12 protein-coding genes are annotated in these 17,668 nt (G+C 39.6%); 11 read left to right on the forward strand and 1 reads right to left on the reverse strand.

The features are described 5' to 3' along the window. The 3 genes from HOY35_RS04340 to HOY35_RS04350 form a co-directional block, all read left to right on the forward strand. The coding region (locus tag HOY35_RS04340) for an InlB B-repeat-containing protein (RefSeq protein ID WP_172285816.1) at positions 1-876 on the forward strand (876 nt) is incomplete at its 5' end. Between the two features lie 540 nt (positions 877-1,416). Then, entirely contained in the window at positions 1,417-2,118 is a 702-nt protein-coding gene (locus HOY35_RS04345) for an ABC transporter ATP-binding protein (RefSeq protein WP_172213972.1), read from the forward strand. 5 nt (positions 2,119-2,123) lie between these two features. Further along, positions 2,124-4,772, forward strand: coding sequence for an FtsX-like permease family protein (locus tag HOY35_RS04350; RefSeq protein ID WP_172213970.1), 2,649 nt, complete (start codon positions 2,124-2,126; stop codon positions 4,770-4,772). A 261-nt stretch (positions 4,773-5,033) separates the two neighbouring features. On the opposite strand, the gene HOY35_RS04355 is transcribed toward HOY35_RS04350, so the two are convergent. Next, complete coding sequence (locus tag HOY35_RS04355; RefSeq protein ID WP_172213968.1) at positions 5,034-6,176, reverse strand: cation:proton antiporter; 1,143 nt, start codon at positions 6,174-6,176, stop codon at positions 5,034-5,036. Between the two features lie 195 nt (positions 6,177-6,371). On the opposite strand from HOY35_RS04355, the gene purC reads away from it, so the two are divergent. The 8 genes from purC to HOY35_RS04395 all read left to right on the forward strand — a co-directional run bounded on the left by purC (position 6,372) and on the right by HOY35_RS04395 (position 17,591). After that, on the forward strand, positions 6,372-7,079 hold the full coding sequence (gene purC / locus HOY35_RS04360) for a phosphoribosylaminoimidazolesuccinocarboxamide synthase (RefSeq protein WP_172213980.1): 708 nt from the start codon (positions 6,372-6,374) through the stop codon (positions 7,077-7,079). Positions 7,080-7,135: 56 nt separating this feature from the next. Next, a complete protein-coding gene (locus HOY35_RS04365; protein ID WP_172213966.1) occupies positions 7,136-10,870 on the forward strand; it encodes a phosphoribosylformylglycinamidine synthase in 3,735 nt (1,244 codons plus the stop codon). Positions 10,871-10,885: 15 nt separating this feature from the next. Continuing rightward, entirely contained in the window at positions 10,886-12,349 is a 1,464-nt protein-coding gene (gene purF, locus HOY35_RS04370) for an amidophosphoribosyltransferase (protein ID WP_172213964.1), read from the forward strand. A gap of 86 nt (positions 12,350-12,435) precedes the next feature. Beyond that, positions 12,436-13,470, forward strand: a complete 1,035-nt coding sequence (purM, locus tag HOY35_RS04375) for a phosphoribosylformylglycinamidine cyclo-ligase (RefSeq protein WP_172213962.1) — start codon at positions 12,436-12,438, stop codon at positions 13,468-13,470. Continuing rightward, positions 13,463-14,050 carry a phosphoribosylglycinamide formyltransferase gene (purN, locus tag HOY35_RS04380; RefSeq protein ID WP_172213960.1) on the forward strand — a complete coding sequence of 196 codons (588 nt, stop codon included), beginning with the start codon at positions 13,463-13,465 and terminating at the stop codon, positions 14,048-14,050. Before purM ends, purN begins: the two co-directional genes overlap by 8 nt. 489 nt (positions 14,051-14,539) lie before the next feature. Beyond that, on the forward strand, positions 14,540-16,084 hold the full coding sequence (gene purH, locus HOY35_RS04385) for a bifunctional phosphoribosylaminoimidazolecarboxamide formyltransferase/IMP cyclohydrolase (protein WP_172213958.1): 1,545 nt from the start codon (positions 14,540-14,542) through the stop codon (positions 16,082-16,084). A gap of 48 nt (positions 16,085-16,132) precedes the next feature. Next, positions 16,133-17,389, forward strand: coding sequence for a phosphoribosylamine--glycine ligase (purD, locus tag HOY35_RS04390; RefSeq protein WP_172213956.1), 1,257 nt, complete (start codon positions 16,133-16,135; stop codon positions 17,387-17,389). A 19-nt stretch (positions 17,390-17,408) separates the two neighbouring features. Further along, a complete protein-coding gene (locus HOY35_RS04395) occupies positions 17,409-17,591 on the forward strand; it encodes a hypothetical protein (RefSeq protein ID WP_172213954.1) in 183 nt (60 codons plus the stop codon). The last annotated feature ends 77 nt before the right edge of the window (positions 17,592-17,668 follow it).

Consider the following 17,668-nt stretch of genomic DNA (forward strand, 5'->3'; position numbering starts at 1 on the left):
ACCGTTTTAGCCGGTACGACCTACCCAATCTCAACAGAGCTGCCAGCTCGAGTGGGCTATGACTTTTCTGGCTGGCAGGCGGATGATGCGGCAAAAACCATTTATCAACCAGGCGCTAGTATTGTCAATGTGCAAGCACACATTACTCTAACTGCCCAATGGTCCAAGCCTCTAAAGGTCAGCTATGCCAAGGGCACAAGTGATTTAGTGATTGGTCTGCCACCGCAAGCCACGGTGCGTGTCGGTTTTGATTATCAGATTCCAGCCACAGAAGCACCAGCTCGCATCGGCTATGTTTTCACTGGCTGGCAAGCAGATGATGCAGCGCAAACGATTTATCAAGCAGCTGATACGCTCGAAAAATTGAGCCGTGATACCGTTTTGACGGCGCAATGGCGCAAGCAATATCTGATTCGCTATGCCAAGGGGACTGGTGACGCGGTTACAGGCTTACCCGCGACAAGCCTTGTGACAGCCGGTGCAGATTATCAGGTAGCCACTGAAATCCCAACGCGTGCGGGCTACACCTTTACCGGCTGGCAAGCAGACGACGAAGGCGAGACGGTTTATCAAGGCTCGGCTGTGCTTGTGGCGATTCAATGCAATCACCTCTTAACTGCCCAATGGGCACTTGAAAAAGCTGAGACACCACCAACTCAGCCAACGGAGCCATCAGAGTCACAGGCCTCGGAAGCCTCAAAATCGTCTGCGCCTAGTCAGACGAAGCAGCAGCAGGTACCTCATGATAAGCGCTGGCGTCATTTTAGCTTACCACGGACAGGTGAAGACTTGCTTAGCCCAGCTATTGGCCTAGCTGTGATTATGCTTGTGACTATTATCTTGTACTATAAGCACAAACAACGAAATAAGGACTAAGCTATATTTGTATTAAGCCCCTCAGAATCGCTGCTGAGGGGTGTTTTTGTGAGAATCTGGTATTGTTTCGCAGAAAGAATACCAAATTCACGTTGAAAGTGCTGTTTTTGTGAGAATCTGGTATTGTTTCGCAGAAAGAATACCAAATTCACGTTGAAAGTGCTGTTTTTGTGCGGATCCGGTATTGTTTCGCAGAAAGAATACCAAATTCACGTTGAAAGTGTTGTTTTTGTGCGAATCCGGTATTGTTTCTCGGAAACAATTCCAAATTCACGTTGAAAGTGCTGTTTTTGTGCGAATCTGGTATTGTTTCTCGGAAAGAATGCCGAATTCACGTTAGTTGCACCATTTTCCTGCAAATAATCCAATCATTCTGAGAAAGAATGGACAAACTGTCTTTACATTATCATCAATTTTAGCTAATGCCTGTCAAATTGCCAGCTTCTAAAATCTCTTATTATCTTAGCTTCATCAGTAGAGGTTCTTTTTCAAAATATGCTATTATTTAGATACGGACTAACTAAAAGCTGGGAGGAAATGATGAATTTAATCGAGGTTAAGCATACCTATAAAAAATATCAGATGGGCGAAACGGAGATTGTCGCAAATAATGATTTAAATTTTGAGGTGCAAGAAGGGGAGCTGGTTGTTATTTTGGGACCGAGCGGTGCTGGTAAATCAACCATTTTAAATATTCTTGGTGGCATGGATACACCGACAAGTGGTGAAATCATTGTCGATGGCACTGATATTGCTCAATTTACCGAGCGACAGCTGACCAAGTATCGTCGTTTAGAGGTTGGCTTTGTTTTTCAATTTTATAATTTAGTACCCAATTTGACGGCGAAGGAAAATGTTGAGCTGGCAACTGCCGTTTCACCGAATGCACTAGACGTTGAAACGACATTACGCGCTGTCGGCTTAACAGATAGAATGTCTAATTTTCCTGCACAGCTTTCAGGTGGTGAACAGCAGCGTGTTGCAATTGCTAGAGCCTTAGCCAAAAATCCTAAGCTGCTATTATGCGATGAGCCAACAGGTGCCCTAGATTACCAAACAGGTAAATCAATATTAAAGCTATTGCAGGATACCAGTCGCCAAAATAAAATGACGGTAATTATTATCACCCACAACAGTGCCTTGGTTGAAATGGCTGACAGAGTGATTAAAATTAAAAATGGTACCGTTTCTGACAATTATCAAAATGAGTCACCTCGTCCAGTTGAAACGATTGAGTGGTGATGAGCATGCGGAAAAAAGCACTTTATAAAGATTTACTGGTTGAAATAAAAAAAAGCTTTAATCGATTTTTATCCATTCTTTTTATCGTTGCACTTGGTGTGGCCTTTTACGCAGGCTTACAATCGACCGCCCCGGATATGCGCTATAATGCTGATGCCTATTTTGATCAGCAGGGGCTAATGGATATAAGAATTATTGCGACGCAGGGCTTAACTGCTGATGACCTAAAAGCGATCCAAGCGGTAAAAGGGGTAAAGTATGCAGAGGTTGCCAATTTAGCAGATGTCCTAATCGAATCAGACAATGAACAAATTGTCATGCGTGTTGAATCCTTGACTTCAAAAATCAATCAGCTTGAGGTTGTTTCCGGCAAATTACCGCAAGCGGTTGGTGAGGTGGCGATTGATAGCAAGGTTGCCAAGGCAAATCAATATAAGCTTGGCGATACCATTACGCTTGCCGATACAGAAACTACTTCAAACGCCCTCTTAACTGAGAAAGCATATAAAATTACGGCAATAGTTAATAGTCCAGCCTATATTTCTTATGGACGTGGTAGCACGAATATTGGCAATGGCACCATTTCTGGTTTCATGTATGTGACTGAAGCTAATTTTAATTTAACGGATTTATCGACTCAGATTTTAATTCAAGTGGCTGGTGCCGAGGATTTAACGGCGTATACCAAAGCGTATGATAATTTAATTGATACCGTGACTAAGCGGTTAGAAAAGCTTTCAGCAACACAAAACCAAAAGCGCTACGATGAGCTGAAATCGGCGGCACAAGCCTCTGTTGCTTCTGCTAAAACGCAGCTTGAGGCATTGCAAGCACAGTCAGCGCTGCTTGGTCAGTCGGCAGGTCAGACAATGATAATCGACGGTCAAGCTGTAAATCAAGCTGCCTTAGAAAATCTGATTAGTGAAAATACGGTAAAGATTGATGAAGCGCAGGCACAAATCAATCAGCTTCAGACACCGACCTGGCAAATTCAAACAAGAGATGATTTACCTGATTTTTCAGGTTTAGGAGATAATGCTGAAAGAATTAAAAATATTGGCAATGTCTTTCCTCTAATCTTCTTTTTAGTAGCGGCTCTGATTAGCTTAACAACGATGACTCGGATGGTTGAAGAGGAGCGAATGAATATTGGTACCTTAAAGGCACTCGGCTATAGCAAACGTGATATTGCCTTTAAATATTTAACCTATGCCTTTTTAGCAACGATTATCGGTGGTGTGATTGGTGTTTTAATTGGTGAAAAAATATTTCCACGTATTATTATCAGTGCCTATGGCATTATGTATTCAAATATGCCAATTGGTACGATGCCTTATAATTTAAAATTTGCCTTGATCTCAGTTGGTGCCGCCTTTGTCGCAACAATTGGCGCGACAGTTTTCTCTTGCTATCGGGCACTTTTCCAATCGCCAGCTGCCTTGATGCGACCACCTGTGCCTAAGGCGGGTAAACGTGTCTTACTAGAACGAATTGGCTTAATATGGAATCATTTGAGCTTCACCTGGAAGGCGACGATTCGTAATTTATTTCGCTATAAAAAGCGTTTTATAATGACGATTTTTGGGATTGGTAGCTGTCTTTCGCTAATCTTAATTGGTTTTGGCCTGCGTGATTCAATTTTGGATATTAGCACTTTGCAATATAACAAATTACAAACCTATGATGCGCTTTTAATGGGGAATTCTGAGACTGATAGCGCGTCGGTTGAAAAATTACAGGCTACTTTAGCTGATGAGAAGGCAATCAAAAGTAATTTACCAATTCAAATGAAAACACAGCGTGTGAGCTTTGGCGATGAGCACTTAGATAGCTATGTCGTAGTACCAAAAACACTTAGTGGTTTAGATGATTATTTAACTTTCAGGGATCGTAAGAGTGGTAAGGTTTACCAATTGAATGATGATGGGGTCATTATCTCCGAAAAAATGGCACGACTACTGAACGTTAAAAAAGGTGATACCATTAAGCTTTCTGACGAGGGTCGCAACCAAGTATCAGTAAAAGTAGCTGAAGTAACAGAAAATTACGTGATGTACTATACCTACCTTTCACCTAAGCTCTATCAAAAGTTATATGGCAAGTCACCTCAGTTTAACGATTATTTATTAATACTTAAAAATGACAGTCAAGCGACGGATGCACTAAGTGAACGTTTATTGGAGGAGCCGGCTACCTTAACAATACAATATACTGAAAGCTTGAAAACTACCATGAATGATATGCTTAAGGCATTAGATTCGGTTATTTGGGTATTAATTTTGTCGGCAGGCTTATTAGCCTTTGTTGTTTTATATAATTTAAATAATATTAATATTAACGAACGCCGGCGTGAATTAGCCACAATAAAAGTTTTAGGCTTTTATGACTTAGAATTAGCTGAATATGTTTATCGGGAAAATATCTTATTGACAATTATCGGCTCACTGTTTGGTGTCGTAATGGGCACTTTCCTGCATCGTTATTTAATTGTTACGGTGGAGGTGGATGACATTATGTTTGGCCGAAATATCGCAATCTCTAGCTATGTTTATTCAGTGCTGATCACGATTGCTTTTTCTATTTTTGTCAATTTCGTAATGTTTTTCAAGCTCCGCAAAATTAATATGGTTGAGTCACTGAAGAGTGTAGAATAAAAAAGCTTAAAAAGAGGTGGGACAAAAGACGTTTAGCGTCGGAGAAAATTAGGAAATTGATGGCAATTGCTTGCAAATGTTCGGAAATTTGTCCATTTTCCTAGCCGTTGTCGCATTGTCCTTCGTAAATTACGAACAATATGAAAGGAGGGAGGACTTTTGTCCTTGCTCCTTTTTTGACCTGTAAATCATGTTCAGTAATGAAGATTTCCCAATCTTTCTCGGAAAGATTGGATTTTTCGTATCAATCGACAATTTAGCTTATGCTTGATTCTTAAGACACCATTTAATCATAAATGGTGCAATCAAGGTGGTGAGAATAATGACGATGACTAAGCTTGAATAGCTTGCTTGTTCTAGTAATTGTGCACTTAGTCCGATTTGAAGGACAATCAATGCCATCTCTCCTCGGCTAATCATCCCACTACCAATCAAAAGGGCTTCTTTTGTTTTAAATCCGAATCCTTTGGCTGCTAGTGCAGCAGGCACTATCTTGGTGATGACTGCTAATAGCGTCATGCCAATAATTAAAATGAGATTTTTAGATAGACCGTCAAAGCTCATATTTAAACCAATACTGGCAAAGAATATTGGAATAAAAATAACATAGGCAATGGTAGATACGCGGGTTTCAATTTCTTTGGCAGCCTGACTTTGTGAAACGATGACGCCTGCAAAAAAGGCACCGATGACATCACTCATTCCAACTAATTCGGCAGCATACGCTAAGCCCAGACATAGCATGATTGAAAACATTGTACTAGCAGCATATACTGGTAGACGATTAGCCAGCCTTAAAAGGTAAAAGGCGAGGTAGCGTGCTAAGAGATAAATAAAGATAATGAATAATAATTCAAGTAAAATTTGAATTGGCAAGGCTAAGCTTAAGCCATTTGTTGATTGAATGCCGATGCTTGAAATAAAGAAGCTGAGTATTAGAACTGCTAGAATATCATCAACGACAGCAGCACCTAAAATAGTCGCTCCTGCGTCGGATTTTAAAGCCTTATATTCGTTTAATACTTCTACAGTAATTGAAACGCTAGTTGCTGCAAAAACAATGCCTAAGAAAAAGGATTGATTAAATTGATAGCCAAGCAAATGACCGAGAAATGCAAAGCTGATAAGTGGTATCAGTACGCCACAAATGGCGACGGTAGCAGCTGGCTTTATATTACGTTTTAATAAATTAATGTCACTTTCAAGTCCTGCCAAGAACATCAGAAAAATAACCCCAAGCTCAGCTAATATTGCGATTTCATCAGCTGAATGAAGCCAGTTTAAAATTGCTGGTCCAAGGATAATCCCAACAGCGAGCTGTCCTATGACGACTGGCAGATTGATTTTTCGACAGAAGGCCGATAAAAATAATGAAAAGCTCAAGATTAAAAAAATTTCTCCCATATCTCCTCCGATTGTTATCAATTCCTATTATTCTAATCTTATCCTTATATAAGCTAATTTTCAAATACAAGCATCAAATTAAAAAAACCGAACAATGAATGTTAGATTTTAAAATTAATTTGGTTTTTCAAGTCGTAAATTTTATGAATTTGTTAAACTAAAATTGTCAAAAAATAATAAAAGGAGATTATTGTGATTTCAAAAGGTGAATTAATTTATGAAGGTAAAGCGAAGCAACTATTTAAAACAAACGATGAAAACGTTCTATGGGTTGAATATTTGAACCAAGCAACTGCTTTGAATGGCTTGAAAAAGGATGCGATTCAAGGTAAGGGTGAGCTCAATAATCAGATTACATCTAGTATCTTTGAGGCTTTGGCTGAACAGGGCATCCAGAGTCATTTTATCGAAAAAATATCAAAAACCGAACAATTAATTCAAAAAATGACAATGTTTCCACTAGAGGTTGTTCTACGAAATTACGTTGCGGGTAGCTTTTCAAAGCGCTTTGGTATTGAAGAAGGTATTCAGCTCAAACAACCAATTATTGAATTTTACTATAAAGCGGATGAATTGGATGATCCATTTATTAATGATGCGCACATTTTAAATTTTGAAATTGCAACCGAAGCAGAAATTGCGGAAATTAAGGCAGCAACGCTTGAAATTAATCAAGCATTAATTGAAATATTTAAAAAAACCAGTATTAAGCTAATCGATTTTAAACTAGAGTTTGGTCGCAATGCGGATGGTGCGATTGTGCTAGCAGATGAAATTTCCCCAGATACCTGTCGTTTATGGGATTTAGAAACGAATGAACACTTAGATAAGGATTTGTATCGTCGTGACTTGGGAGATATCATTCCTGTTTATCAAGAGGTTTTAAACCGTTTGACAAAATAAGTCGCTTTGGTTGGGTTAATTGATTAGGTATACATTAATATAATTAAGGTGGAGAGATGAACAAACGAATTTTTGTCGAAAAAAAAGAGAACTTTAAAATTAAGGATATCGCGTTACTAAAAGAATTAAAAAATAATTTACAGCTTGAAACATTGACCTCCGTTCAGTTAATTCAAGTTTATGATGTTTTTAATATTGATGAAGCATTATTAACAGAGGCTGAAAATCATATTTTTGCTGAAAAGGTGACCGATCAATTATTAAAGCAAGCAGAAATTGATTCATTATTAACGAAAAAGTTAAATTTTTGCATTGAAGCCTTGCCAGGTCAGTTTGATCAACGAGCTGCTTCTGCTGAGGAAGCTCTATTTTTACTAGGTGCCAATACAGAGGTTAAGGTGAATTCGGCACAGCTTTATTTGGTGAATGCTGACATTGCAGCCTTAGAATTTGATAGGATTAAAAATTACCTGCTGAATCCTGTTGATTCACGTTTTAAAACAATTACTGAACCAATCCAGCTCGAGCAATTTGCTGACTCGGATAAGAAAATACCTGTTTTAGCTTTTTTTAATACAGCAGCTGCGGCTGATTTTGCCAACTTTAAACAAGAAAATGGTTTGGCAATGGAGGTTGCGGATTTACTTTGCATTCAGGAATACTTCCAATCCATTAAACGCAGTCCGACGGAAACAGAATTAAAGGTTTTAGACACCTATTGGTCCGATCACTGTCGTCATACGACCTTCGAGACGGAGTTAAAAAATGTTGATTTTTCAAGAAGTCAATTTCAAACACAGCTTCAAGCAACCTATGACCAGTATTTAGCAATGCGCAACGAATTAAATCGTCAGGCGAAGCCAAAAACCTTGATGGACTTGGCAACTATTTTCGGCCGTTATGAGCGTGCAAATGGTCGTCTCGATGATTTAGAGGTTAGTGATGAAATAAATGCCTGTAGCGTTGAAATCGAGGTTGATGTCAATGGTGTCAAGGAGCCTTGGCTATTAATGTTTAAAAATGAAACGCATAATCATCCAACAGAAATTGAGCCCTTTGGTGGCGCTTCAACCTGTATTGGTGGCGCAATTCGGGATCCATTATCTGGTCGTTCTTATGTTTATCAAGCAATGCGGATTACTGGTGCGGGCAATATTTTACAGCCGGTTCAAGAAACAATGGCTGGTAAGCTACCACAGCAGGTCATTTCAAAGGATGCAGCGCATGGCTATAGCTCTTATGGTAACCAAATTGGTCTGGCAACGACTTATGTCAAAGAATACTTCCATGACGGCTTTGTTGCTAAGCGGATGGAGGTTGGCGCGGTTGTCGGTGCTGCACCAAAGGCAAACGTTAAGCGAATTGCACCCAAAGCAGGTGATGCAATTATCTTATTAGGTGGCAAGACAGGCCGTGACGGTGTTGGTGGGGCGACCGGCTCATCAAAGGTACAGACAAAAACTTCCGTTGAAACAGCTGGTAGTGAGGTTCAAAAGGGCAATCCGATTGAAGAACGAAAAATTCAGCGCTTGTTTAGAAATCCAACCGTCACCAAGCTGATTAAAAAGTCCAATGACTTTGGCGCTGGTGGTGTTTGTGTGGCGATTGGTGAATTGGCAGATGGTGTTGATATTAATTTAGATTTAGTACCACTGAAATACCAAGGGCTAAATGGTACGGAAATTGCCATTTCCGAGTCACAGGAGCGCATGGCTGTTGTCGTTGAGGCAAGCGCTGTTGATGGTTTTATTGCGGCAGCGGCCAAGGAAAATATTTTAGCGGTACAGGTGGCTGAGGTGACTGAAGCAGCACAGCTTGTTATGCGCTGGAATGGTGAAAAAATTGTTGAGCTTGACCGTCGTTTCTTAGATACCAATGGTGCCAGAAGCGCCATTGATGCGATTGTGGTTGATGAGGGTCAAGCGATGCCATTTACGCAAAGGACGAGCACAGAGCTGCTTTCAGCTGATTTGACTCAATTACTAGCCAAAATGAATCATGCGAGTCAAAAGGGACTGCAAACAATATTTGATAGCAGCATTGGTCGTTCAACGGTTAATCAGCCAATCGGTGGTCGCTATCAAATCACACCAGTAGAAAGCTCAGTTCAGAAATTGCCAGTTTTAAATGGGACAACCAGTACAGTAAGCCTATTAGCACACGGTTATCACCCAGATATTGCTGCTTGGTCGCCTTATCATGGTGCTGCCTATGCGGTAATCGAGGCAACTGCTCGCTTAGTTGCGACAGGTAGTGATTGGTCGAAGGCACGTTTTTCATATCAAGAGTATTTTGAAAGAATGGATAAGAATCCAGAACGCTTTGGCAAACCACTTGCAGCGCTTTTAGGCTCAATTCAAGCACAGGTTGAGCTTGGTTTACCAAGTATTGGCGGTAAGGATTCAATGAGTGGTAGCTTTGAAAATATCAATGTGCCACCAAGTCTAGTCGCCTTTGGTGTGACAACCTCGACGGCAGCTCGTATTTTATCGCCAGAATTTAAAACTGCTGGGGATTATATTTACTATATTAAGGGTGAAAGGATTACCGAAGTAATTGATTATGCAAAAATTAAAGCGAATTTTGCTTTAGTAGATCAATTACAAAAATCGTATCCAATTAGCTCTGCCATTTCGACAAAAACAGGTGGCTTTGGCGAAGCAATTGCCTTGATGAGCTTTGGTAATCAAATTGGTGCAGCGGTTGAGCTAGAATGTATAGAAGATTTATTGGCAGCTGAGTTTGGTGGCTTTATTTTGACAAGCTCAGAAAAAATTGACTTAGCAGGTGTTGAAAGAATTGGACAAACAACTAATGAATTTAAATTAACAATTAATCAAATTGAAATTGCTGGTCAAGGCTTGCTTGCTGCTTTTGAGGGTACCTTTGAAAAGATTTATCCAACTACCTTTGAACAGAATCAAGCGCTTGTCGAAGTACCAGAGGTTAAAGGTCAAGCTGTGATTAATAATTCAACGACGGTTGCGAAGCCCTTGGTTTATTTACCAGTCTTTCCAGGTACAAACTGTGAATACGATTCAGCAAAAGCCTTTGAGGCGGCTGGTGCTGAAACGAAAATTGTACCTTTCATTACTTTAAATGAAAAGACGATTGCCGAATCAATCGATCAAATGGTTGAAAATTTAAAGCAAGCTCAAATTTTGATGCTAAGCGGTGGCTTTTCAGCAGCAGATGAGCCTGATGGTAGTGCAAAATTTATTGTCAATATTCTGCTTAACCAAAAAGTTAAAGCAGCCATTGATGCCTTTATTGCTAAAGGTGGTTTAATTTTAGGTATCTGTAATGGCTTCCAAGCACTTGTCAAATCTGGCTTACTACCTTATGGTCGATTTGATCAAATTACAGCAACGAGTCCAACCCTGTTTTATAATGATGCTAATCAGCACGTTGCAAAAATGGTAGAAACTCGGATTGCCAATACTAATTCACCTTGGCTGGCTGGTGTTCAAGTAGGTGATATTCATACGATTCCAGTTTCACATGGTGAAGGGAAGTTTGTAGTTTCGGAGAAGGAATTAGCTGAACTGATTGAAAATGGTCAAATTATTAGTCAATATGCTGATTTTTCGGGTCAGCCATCAATGGCTAGTGAATTTAATCCCAATGGCTCGGTTGCAGCGATTGAAGGAATCATTAGTAAAAATGGTCAAATTTTAGGTAAAATGGGGCACTCAGAGCGCTTTGAAGCTGGGTTGTTTAAAAATATTCCGGGAAATAAGGAGCAGTCACTATTTGTCAGTGCGGTCAGCTATTTCCAGAATAAGAACTAGGAAAGGGATTCAAGAATGGTTGAAGTAAAAAGTTTAAATGAGGAATGCGGCCTTTTTGGAATTTGGGGACATCCAGATGCAAGTCGTGTCACTTATTTTGGCCTTCACAGTTTACAGCATCGTGGTCAAGAGGGGGCTGGCATTGTTTCAAATGAAAATGGCAAGCTACGTGGTCATCGTGATTTAGGCTTATTAGCAGATGTTTTTAAAAACGAGCGCGATTTGACTAAGCTAAAAGGTCAGGCAGCGATTGGACATGTCCGCTATGCGACTTCGGGTAGTAAATCAATTAATAATATCCAACCTTTATTATTCAAGTTTTATAATGGTCAGTTTGGCTTGGCTCATAATGGTAATCTTACTAATGCTATTTCTTTAAGACGTGAATTAGAAGAAAGTGGCGGTATTTATCATTCAAATTCGGACACTGAGATTTTAATGCATTTGATTCGTCGCTCAACTGCTGATAATGTGATTGATAAGATGAAAGAGGCACTCAATACAGTTAAAGGCGGCTTTGCTTACCTTTTGATGACTGAAAATGAGATGATTGCTGCACTAGATCCCAACGGCTTTCGACCATTGGCACTGGGTCAAATGAAAAACGGTGCCTATGTTGTGGCGAGTGAAACCTGTGCCTTTGAAGTCATTGGTGCAACTTTGATTCGTGATGTGGCACCGGGTGAAATGATTATCATTAATGATGATGGCTATCGAATTGAAAAATATACGGATGATACACAGCTAGCTATTTGTTCAATGGAATTTATCTATTTTGCTAGACCTGATTCGACAATCTCTGGTGTTAATGTCCATACAGCACGTAAGCGGATGGGCAAGCGCTTAGCACAGGAATATCCGATTGAAGCCGATATTGTGGTTGGTGTGCCCAATTCTTCACTTTCTGCTGCCAGTGGCTTTGCAGAAGAAAGTGGTCTCCCTTATGAGCTTGGACTGGTAAAAAATCAATACATCCAGCGGACCTTCATTCAACCAACGCAGGAGCTACGTGAACAAGGTGTCAGAATGAAATTATCTGCTGTTCGTGGTGTGGTTGAAGGCAAGCGTGTAGTGATGGTAGATGATTCAATCGTTCGTGGCACAACAAGTCGTCGGATTGTTCAGCTCTTAAAAGAGGCGGGAGCGGCAGAGGTTCACGTTGTGATTTCTTCGCCACCACTTAAATATCCCTGCTTTTATGGGATTGATATTCAAACACGTAAAGAATTAATCGCTGCCAATCACTCTGTTGAAGAAATAAGGGATATTATCGGTGCGGATTCACTTTACTTTTTGAGTGAACAGGGCTTGATTGATGCAATTAATTTGCAAAATGACGCCCCATATAGTGGCTTATGCATGGCATATTTTAATGGTGATTATCCAACACCGCTGTATGACTATGAGGCTGATTATCGTAAATCACTTGAGGAGGATGCATTAATTGCAGCTTTACCAACTACTGAAGGCAAACAGTAATACCACCTTCTGATTAAATAAATTAAACTGGTGAAAAATAATAAATTTGAATTATAAAATGTAGAATTGAAATAAAAGGAGAACTAATGGCAAACGCTTATTCTAAAGCTGGTGTAGACGTTAATGCAGGCTATGAGGTCGTTGAACGAATAAAAAAACACGTTAAAAAAACAGAGCGTCTTGGCGTAATGGGTTCAATTGGTGGCTTTGGTGGCGCCTTTGATTTAACAGAGCTTAATGTAAAGGAGCCTGTTTTAATTTCGGGTACTGACGGTGTCGGCACTAAATTAAAGGTGGCTATTGATGCCGATAAGCATGATACCATCGGGATTGATTGTGTTGCAATGTGTGTCAACGATATTGTTGCACAAGGTGCAGAGCCTCTGTACTTTTTAGATTATATTGCAACTGGTAAAAACCTTCCTGAGAGGCTTGAACAGGTTGTTGCTGGTGTTGCCAATGGCTGTTTAGCTGCTGGTGCGGCCTTAATTGGTGGTGAAACAGCAGAAATGCCGGGAATGTATCAGGCGGATGACTATGATTTAGCTGGCTTTGCGGTTGGTGTCGCCGAAAAATCAGCAATGATTACAGGGCAAAAGATTAAGGCTGGCGATGTTTTATTAGGACTACCTTCAAGTGGGATTCATTCCAATGGCTATTCCCTCGTCCGTCAAATTTTCTTTGAAAAAAAAGGTTTAAAAGTTGATGATATTGTGCCAGAGCTAAAGCAGACGGTAGCCGAGGCATTGTTAACTCCAACTAGAATTTATGTTAAGGCATTAAAGCCGTTGATTGATGCCCAAGTTTTAAACGGTGTGGCACATATTACTGGTGGTGGCTTTGTTGAAAATATTCCAAGAATGTTTCAAACGGCACTTTCAGCAGAAATCAAGCTTGGTTCATGGGAAAAATTAGCTATTTTTGATGTTTTAGAACAATATGGTGAAATTCAATCACTTGAAATGTATGAAATTTTTAATATGGGGATTGGCATGGTATTAGCTGTTGCGCCTGAAAAATTATCAGAGGTTCAAGCGATTCTAAAGGCAAATGATGAGACCTTCTTTGAAATTGGCAAAGTAACTGAAAAACAAGAGAGCGAAGTGGTTTTCATTGACTAAGCTTGCTATCTTTGCCTCAGGTAATGGTTCAAATTTTGAAGTTTTAGCTAAAGCAATTAATTCGGCTGATTTTCCAGCAAAACTTGAATTTGTCTTTAGTGACAAGCGACAAGCATTCGTTTTAGAGCGTGCTGAAAAGTTATCGGTGCCCAGTTACACCTTTGAATTAAAGGAATTTTCAAGTAAAGTCGATTATGAGCTGGCAATCATTGAATTGCTTGACAAGCATCAAGTTGATTTTATTTTGTTGGCTGGCTACATGAAAATTGTTGGTCAGACTTTACTAGAGAAATATGAAGGTCGGATCATTAATATTCATCCGGCACTTTTACCAAATTTTAAAGGCGCTCATGGCATTGAAGATGCCTTTAAGGCAGGTGTTAGTGAAACTGGTGTGACGATTCATTATGTTGATTCAAATGTTGATACAGGTGAAATCATTGTTCAAGAACGAGTTTTGGTCGATGCTTCAGATACATTGGCAACCTTAGAGGCAAAAATTCACCAAGTGGAGCATCGACTTTATCCAGCAGTCGTTAGACAATTGATTGAAAAAAAGGGTGAGCAGACCTGTTTTTGATTATTAATAACGGTTTTGTATTTTTTAATAATAGTTCAAAGAGCAAGATTGATTAATATACCATTTCGGCTTTTTAAATCATCTAGCTTCAATGGTCTGTGGCTAGGAAAATAGATGATTTGTGCGCACGTGTGTTGCACGTTTCGTAATCCAGCTTCGTGGCCTTGACAGTACTCTCCCGAAACATTTTATTTTTTCAATAACTCAGCTAAAATGCTAAAGCGTTAAGCTTCGTTTATTTTAAAATACAATGTTTACCGTTCGAGCATGTCAAAATAAGGTCACTCAGCTAGAACACTAAGCGAAGTCGAAAGGCTTGTCTTTCAGCGTAGCGTGTGTTTTTGTATCATCATTTTATAATACATGGTATGTGAATATGTAGTATGCTTCCGACACAGTCGGAAATAAAATGATGATACATTTTTAGCCAAATTCGAGCATGTCATAGCAAGCACTCTCAGCTTTTTAAAACAGAAAGGAAGCAATAAATTGATTAAACGTGCATTAATTAGCGTTTCAGATAAAGCAGGCATTGTTGAATTTGCCAAGAAATTAGTTGAAATTGGTGTTGAAATCATTTCAACTGGTGGTACTAAAAGTGCCTTAGATGCTGCAGGCATCCAAACAATTGCAATTGATGAGGTAACTGGCTTTCCAGAGATGATGGATGGTCGAGTAAAAACCCTCCATCCTAAAATTCATGGTGGCCTACTTGGGCGTCGTGATTTAAAAACACATATGGCAGCCATGGCTGAACATGACATTCAACCAATTGATTTAGTGGTTGTCAATCTTTATCCATTTAAAGCAACCATTGAAAAGCCAGATGTTACCTATCAAGAGGCAATTGAAAATATTGATATTGGTGGTCCTTCAATGCTGCGTTCTGCTGCGAAAAATCATGCAGCAGTAACAGTAGTAGTTGACCCAGAGGATTATGAAGCTGTTTTAGCAGAAGTTGAGCAGGCTGGCGACACGGCTTTAGCGACTCGCAAGCGCCTAGCTGCTAAGACCTTCCGTCATACTGCCTATTATGATAGCTTAATTGCAGGTTTTCTGACTGAACAGGTTGCAGAAAAGGAGCCAGAAAAATTAACCTTGGCTTATGATTTGAAGCAGGATTTACGCTATGGTGAAAATCCGCAACAAAGTGCGGCGTATTATCAAAGTGCGTTGCCAACTGATTATTCAATTGCCAGCGCGAAGCAATTAAATGGTAAAGAATTATCATTTAATAATATTCGTGATGCAGATGCGGCGATTCACATTGCAAGAGAATTTACAGCACCGACGGTCGTTGCATTAAAGCATATGAATCCGTGTGGCATCGGTACTGCTGAGACCATTGAACAGGCTTGGGATTTTGCCTATGAAGCAGATTCAGTTTCGATTTTTGGCGGTATTGTCGTTTTAAATCGTCAGGTTGATGCTGCGACAGCCACTAAAATGCACCCTGTATTCTTAGAAATTATTATTGCGCCTAGTTTTTCTGCTGAAGCTCTTGAAATATTAACGACTAAAAAGAAAAATTTGCGTCTGCTGCAATTAGACTTTGCTAATGCTGAAAAATCAGAGAGTGAGCCTGAGTACACCGGTACACTTGGTGGTCTTCTTGTGCAAAATCAGGATGTTATCAAAGCAAATGTAAATGAGTGGCAGGTGGTCACAGAGCGTCAACCGTCTAATGAAGAATTAATAGCATTAGAATTTGCATGGCGCTCAATTAAATATGTTAAATCCAACGCCATTTTGATTGCCAATGACCATCAAACCTTGGGAATTGGGGCAGGACAAATGAATCGTGTTGGCTCGGTAAAAATAGCAATTGAACAAGCTAAAGCCCACTTAGAAGGTGCTGTTTTAGCCAGCGATGCCTTCTTCCCCTTTGCAGATAATGTTGAAGAGATTGCCAAGGCAGGTATTAAAGCAATTATCCAGCCTGGTGGCAGTGTGCGTGATCAAGATTCAATTGATACAGCGAACAAATATGGCTTAACTATGCTCTTTACTGACGTGAGACATTTTAGACATTAATTTATTAGTTATTAATTATCAATTATTATTTAAATGTAAGGAGTATTCATGAAAAAAATCTTAGTCATTGGATCAGGCGGTCGTGAACACGCAATTGCCAAGAAATTTTTAGAAAGTGACCAAGTTTCAGAGGTTTTCGTGGCTAAGGGCAATGTTGGTATGGTTAAGGATGGTATCCAGCTGGTGGACATTGCTGAAGCTAACCATTCAGCGTTAATCGATTTTGCCAAGAAAAATCAAATTAGTTTCACCTTTATTGGTCCTGAAGTGCCTTTAATGAATGGAATTGTTGATGACTTTGAAGCAAACGGCTTGCGGGTATTTGGACCAAGAAAAAATGCAGCGATTATCGAAGGCTCAAAGGATTTTGCTAAGCAGCTGATGAAAAAATATCAAATCCCAACGGCTGCCTCTGAAACCTTTTCTGACATTGATTTAGCAATCGAATATATTAAAGCCAATGGTGCACCGATTGTGATTAAAGCAGATGGTCTAGCAGCAGGTAAAGGTGTTGTGGTTGCAGAAACCGAAGACATTGCAATTGAAGCAGTGAAGGATATGCTCTCTGGCAATAAATTTGGTTCGAGTGGCGCTCAGGTTGTCATTGAAGAATTTTTAGATGGCGAAGAATTTTCACTCTTGAATTTTGTGAAGGATGATAAATATTATCCAATGATTATTGCACAGGACCATAAGCGTGCCTTCGATGGTGACAAGGGACCTAATACTGGTGGCATGGGCGCATATGCACCTGTTTCACATATCCCACAGGCAGTAATTGACGAAGCAATTGAAGAGATTGTTAAGCCAACGGTGATGGCGATGATTAATGAGGGGACAAGCTTTACAGGTATTTTATATGCCGGCTTAATTTTAACTGCTGAAGGTCCAAAAGTGATTGAGTTTAATGCTCGTTTTGGTGATCCTGAAACTCAAGTCGTATTACCACGTTTGACAAGTGATTTTGCCCAAATTATTGAAGATATTCTTGAGGAGAAAGCGCCTGAAATCAGCTGGGAAAAGGATGGTGTGACTATTGGCGTGGTCGTTGCAAGCGAAGGCTATCCAAATGCCTATCAAAATGGTAAGCCTCTACCTGATTTAACCAAGCTAAATTCAACAGTTTACTATGCTGGTGTCAAGGCGGTTGATAATCAGCTAGTTTCTAATGGTGGTCGCGTCCTTTTATTAGCTCAGAGTGGAAAAAATGTTGAAGCAGCTCAAAAAGAGATTTATAATGAATTAGATCAATTAAATTTTGAGAATTTCTTTTATCGCCATGATATTGGCAGTAAGGCACTTTAAGATATAGGTAGGTGATATTTTGGGCGAAATACAAATTATTTCTAATCGTGATAAGGATGGCAATTTTGTCGTCAGCTCTGAGGCATGGACACCAGATAAAATTGAAGCACTGTTTAATAAATACAATCCTAATCGTAAGATAAGGCTGGAAAAAGAGAAGCTAGCAAAGGCTGAAAAGGCTAAGGATTTAGAGAAGGATTAGTTTTTAACAATCGTTATCGATTAAAAAATATTATCGTTAATTAGATTGTATCTTGTCATAAATAACTATATAGTGAT

This window comes from Enterococcus sp. MMGLQ5-1, assembly GCF_013155265.1.
Classification (GTDB): Bacteria; Bacillota; Bacilli; order Lactobacillales; family Streptococcaceae; genus MMGLQ5-1.

What these genes read in the sequence shown, in the direction of transcription:
- HOY35_RS04350 (WP_172213970.1), top strand. Translation starts at nt 2,124, where the DNA reads ATGCGGAAAAAAGCACTTTATAAAGATTTACTGGTTGAAATAAAAAAA.
- HOY35_RS04355 (WP_172213968.1), bottom strand. Translation starts at nt 6,176, where the DNA reads ATGGGAGAAATTTTTTTAATCTTGAGCTTTTCATTATTTTTATCGGCC.
- purD (WP_172213956.1), top strand. Translation starts at nt 16,133, where the DNA reads ATGAAAAAAATCTTAGTCATTGGATCAGGCGGTCGTGAACACGCAATT.
- HOY35_RS04345 (WP_172213972.1), top strand. Translation starts at nt 1,417, where the DNA reads ATGAATTTAATCGAGGTTAAGCATACCTATAAAAAATATCAGATGGGC.
- purF (WP_172213964.1), top strand. Translation starts at nt 10,886, where the DNA reads ATGGTTGAAGTAAAAAGTTTAAATGAGGAATGCGGCCTTTTTGGAATT.
- HOY35_RS04365 (WP_172213966.1), top strand. Translation starts at nt 7,136, where the DNA reads ATGAACAAACGAATTTTTGTCGAAAAAAAAGAGAACTTTAAAATTAAG.
- purM (WP_172213962.1), top strand. Translation starts at nt 12,436, where the DNA reads ATGGCAAACGCTTATTCTAAAGCTGGTGTAGACGTTAATGCAGGCTAT.